A 4,340-nucleotide genomic window follows, 5' to 3' on the forward strand; every position below is an offset into this window, starting at 1 on the left:
ATGTTCGCTTTAACAAATGGAAACGTAGAAATGATGAAATCGTTAAAGTGAATGTCGCAAATGATCAGTAATGTGTTGTACACCAAATCGCACTGGATCCGTTACTGGTACTTGATAGGTCTCGCTCCATTCTTGGCACAATGTCTCAGCCTCTTCAATGCTAATCGCAGATGTGTTCAGGCAGATACCCACTAGCTTCACATCTGGATTTGTTAATCGCGCGGCTTGTAAATTTGCATCAATAGTTTGTTCTATTGTCGGCAATTTAGCATGCGGTAGATTGCGAATATGTGGGCGCCCTACTTCATGACATAGCACTAAAGCATCAGCTTGCGCACCATGCAACAAACCCAAACTCACGCCTGCAAAAGAAGGGTTAAATAAAGAGCCCTGCCCTTCAATGATGTCCCATTCGTGTTCATTAAAATCTGGGCTAATCGCTTCAACCGCACCAGAGATAAAATCTGCCACCACTGCATCAATCGAAATACCGCTGCCTTCAATCAAGATGCCAGTCTGCCCTGTCGCTTTAAACTGAGCAGATGTTCCCGCTTCTTTAAGCGATTTTTCAATCGCCAGTGCAGAAAACATCTTGCCTACCGAGCAATCGGTTCCAACAGTGAGCAGACGCTTACCTTGGCGAGACTTGCCATTACCAACGTTTAGAACACCATCAAAATGGCGCACATCATGAAGCTTAGTCAATCCTCGCTGCTGCATGTCAGCAAGCGGTGAAAATTCACTCAAGCGTTGGTGCATGCCCGATGCAATCTCAAATCCCATTTCTGCAGCTGCCAGTATGGTTGGTTGCCATGACTCAGGGATCACTCCGCCTGGATTGGCTGTACCAATCACTAGCGTTTTCGCGCCCTGCGCTTGTGCCTCTTGCAAGGCCATATCCGTCAAACCAAGAGAAACTGTCTCTTCTGTTAAACGTAATTGGCCGAGGCAGATTTCAGGGCGCCATTGGTGAATACCACGAGCGGTTTTTGCAGCCAATGGGTCAGTAACATCCCCAAGAAAAAGAAGGTAAGGTTGAGCGATAGACATGTGTATTCCTAATTAAGAGTCCTTGTATGGATTTACCTTAATTAAGAAGTTGAGCCCTGCCGAATGCCTATTTATCGCGTGCCTATAACATGATGTTATGGGTAGTAATTGGAGACGGTAAACTAATCAGCTAACAGCACTTAGCTAATAACATGAGCGCTGCAGTGCTGAAATGAACTGTTTAGCTGCAATCGACTGTGGCGTATGCTCAGCGCATAGAGTCGATACTGAGAAAGTAATAGCTGGTTGAAGTGGCAACACACAGACTGCATCGTCATTTTGATACTGTTCTGCCGTCCACGGATCAACAATCGCAAACCCTGCTTGGTGCTTAACCAGCTCCGCCGCAGCGCTATATCCGCGTACCGATATTGGGTGATGATAATGCTCATCTCGCGCAATCAAGCTTTGATGGAGCAGCAAACCCAAGGGGTCACGACTATCAAGCCCGATAATTGGTAACGGATAATTGATTAAGTCATCAAAGGTTAACTCTGTCGGTAGATGCTCTACGGTGTTAGATGGAACTAGAACCTGAAGGGATTTGGTTAATAGCGTTTCTGACAGTATCGCTGGCGGTGCTTCGTCTCCAAATGCGATAGCAATATCAAGCTCATGCTTCAATAACCCTGAACACAGTTCGTCGCGATTGGCAGTTAACAACTCAAAAGAGAGCTCTTGCTCGCGAGACATTTGGGCGACTACCGGAGTCAGCAATTTGGTCGCTAGAATCGGCGGCGCACCAATACGTAAGTGCTGATGGCCTTGCTTCACTTTGTTGGTCAAAGAGCGAAATTGGCCTAATTGTTGGTAGACCTTCTCCGCTTCTGGTAACAAGGTTTTCGCTTCAACCGTTGGTACCAATCGACCTTTGACACGCTCGAACAAGCCAAACCCCAACTGCTGCTCAGTGTGCGCCAAAATACGCGTCACATTAGGCTGGGACACATGCAAGCTACGTGCTGCTCCAGATACGGTTCCGGTCTGCATAATGGCGTAAAAGACTTCCAATTGTCTTAGGTTCAAATCGATGTCCTTGTGATTCGCGAGCGTAATTAAGCCACTAGACTAACATATACATTGCGATTAGAGGCTGACATTAACGAAGGTTACATAGCCTCCGCGTTGGATGTGTTGGTCATGTAATTCATTGGTGTCATGCCTGTTTTCTGACGAAAGAAATGAATAAATGCACTGTCACTAGAGAACTCCAACCTATAGGCGACATCCGATATGCGCATGCCACTCGACAGTAATTCAATCGCCCCCAACAAGCGCCACTGCTGACGCCAACTTTGATATGGCATCCCGGTTTCTTTATTAAAGATCCGAGTGATCGTCTTTTCGCTCGCTCCAACAACCTCACTCAATTGTGCCAACGACGGTGCCATAAAATCTTTGTTATCAATATCAGATAACCAAGATTTGAGACGGTGGTCTTGAGGTAACGGCAACGACAAGTACACCTCTTGCGAGTCGTTTAACTCTTCGATAAACAAATTCAACGTATTAATTTGCTCATTATTCGGCTTGTCAAATGCCCAAAATGCCATTCGTTCTATCAAGACTCTCATTAACGCAGTGATATCGAAAATCATCACACCTCTAGGCAAGCGCTCTGACAAGGATTGATCAAAGTACAGTGAGCGATATTGGGTAATGTTAGTCATCTGAGCATCGTGTTGAACGCCTTTCGGGATCCATGCAGCCCTCATTGGAGGCAAGACATACTTCACATCTTCTAATGTGATTGTCATGCATCCGTGCTTCGAAAACAGTAACTGGTCTTTTTCATGAAAATGTATGCCGGAAGCGTGATTAGAAACCTCAGCAGCAACACCAACGACTAACCCGTTATGGTCGTCTGCACAAAAGTCATCTTGTTCTGAAATCAATGCCATTGAACAGACTGTCCTTATTTCGATATTTTATGTCCAAATCTCATTATAAGACATTAGCACATCATGCCTAGAATAGTACCTGTTCTGTTATCCCTCTGATTAAGAGGTTCAGGAAATAACTAAATCATTACGATATTAATTAGAGGTATTTGAAAACAAAAAATGAACAAGATTATTGGAAAAATTTCTATCCCATTGGCGGTTGTGTTGCTGATGTTTCCGCAAATAGTAGAAACCATGTATAGCCCAGCTCTGACTTCTGTAAAAAACCACTTTGGGGTTACCAGTAGTGAAGCGGCACAAGCGATGTCTATATTCTTCATTGCTTTTGCATTCGGAGTCGTATTCTGGGGGCGCATGTGTGATGTATTAGGAAGACGAGTCTCTACCTTACTTGGGTTAGTCGTCTTTATCATTGCAGCTCTGTTTACCATGTTAGCGCCGACATTCACTTTAATGCTCACGGGCTTTGGCTGCTGTGCTTTTGGTGCCGCTGTTGGTTCTGTTTGCACACAGACTATTATCCGTGATGGTTATCAAGGTAAAGAACTCAGCCACGTCTTCTCGATTGTGGGTACCTCTATTGGTATCAGCCCTGTTGTTGGGATGTTGGCTGGTAGTTGGTTGACATCTATAGGTGGCTATAAATGGGTATTCATGGCGATGGTGGTACTTGTGGCTATCTTACTGATTTGGTCATTAGGTAAACTGCCAGAAACAAAGCCAGCAAATACAAAAAGAGACAGCCTAATTTCTGTTGCTATAAAAATGCTTACCGATGCACACATCTGGTACGTAACGTTAATGGTTGGGCTATTTAATATAGCGCTATTCTCGTACTACAGTATTGCCCCGTTTATGTTTGAGCAATTAGGGGCAAGTGTGAACTTTTTTGGTAATACCGGTTTTATTCTTGCGATGGGGTCAGTATTAGGCTCTGTTATTAATATGAAGCTAATTCGCATGCATTTAAGCCATGACAAAATTGTAGCGTTTGCGTCTTGCCTATTACTTATTGCAGGCATTGGTGTATTTATCATGCAGGAATCCGTTTGGTTCTTCATCCCAATGGTATTTGTATCGTTATCATTCGGGCTTGCGTTACCTAATTTGCTCAGTGGCGCTTTGACTAAATATCACGACCATTTAGGCAGTGCCGGAGCTCTATTAGGCCTGTTTTATTACTTGATTATTGGCTTTGGCTTACACAGAGCAGCCGAGTTCGCCGACTTAGCATTGACGCTTTTGGCTTGCGCTGTTGCCGCCATTGTATTGGTTGTCATGCACAGACTGCATCAGATGAAGCGTCAATAGCCTTACCTCTTAAAACAAAAAAACCACCTTGTTAGGTGGTTTTTTATTACGGACATACATTAACTAATACAAAGG

General features: G+C 44.3%; 4 protein-coding genes. 1 reads left to right on the forward strand and 3 read right to left on the reverse strand.

Annotated elements, in window-relative coordinates:
* Window positions 1-42: 42 nt before the first annotated feature.
* The 3 genes from dgcN to BCT81_RS22630 all read right to left on the reverse strand — a co-directional run bounded on the left by dgcN (window position 43) and on the right by BCT81_RS22630 (window position 2,951).
* Complete coding sequence (gene dgcN, locus BCT81_RS22620; RefSeq protein ID WP_102425927.1) at window positions 43-1,050, reverse strand: N-acetyltransferase DgcN; 1,008 nt, start codon at window positions 1,048-1,050, stop codon at window positions 43-45.
* Between the two features lie 144 nt (window positions 1,051-1,194).
* Entirely contained in the window at window positions 1,195-2,076 is an 882-nt protein-coding gene (locus tag BCT81_RS22625) for a LysR family transcriptional regulator (protein ID WP_102425928.1), read from the reverse strand.
* A gap of 83 nt (window positions 2,077-2,159) precedes the next feature.
* Window positions 2,160-2,951, reverse strand: a complete 792-nt coding sequence (locus BCT81_RS22630; protein WP_102425929.1) for a helix-turn-helix transcriptional regulator — start codon at window positions 2,949-2,951, stop codon at window positions 2,160-2,162.
* Between the two features lie 162 nt (window positions 2,952-3,113).
* Here BCT81_RS22630 and BCT81_RS22635 point away from each other — a divergent pair, with 162 nt between their 5' ends.
* A complete protein-coding gene (locus tag BCT81_RS22635) occupies window positions 3,114-4,265 on the forward strand; it encodes an MFS transporter (RefSeq protein WP_102425930.1) in 1,152 nt (383 codons plus the stop codon).
* Window positions 4,266-4,340: the final 75 nt, after the last annotated feature.

It is taken from the genome of Vibrio sp. 10N.261.52.A1, assembly GCF_002876325.1.
GTDB classification, from domain to species: Bacteria; Pseudomonadota; Gammaproteobacteria; order Enterobacterales; family Vibrionaceae; genus Vibrio; species Vibrio chagasii.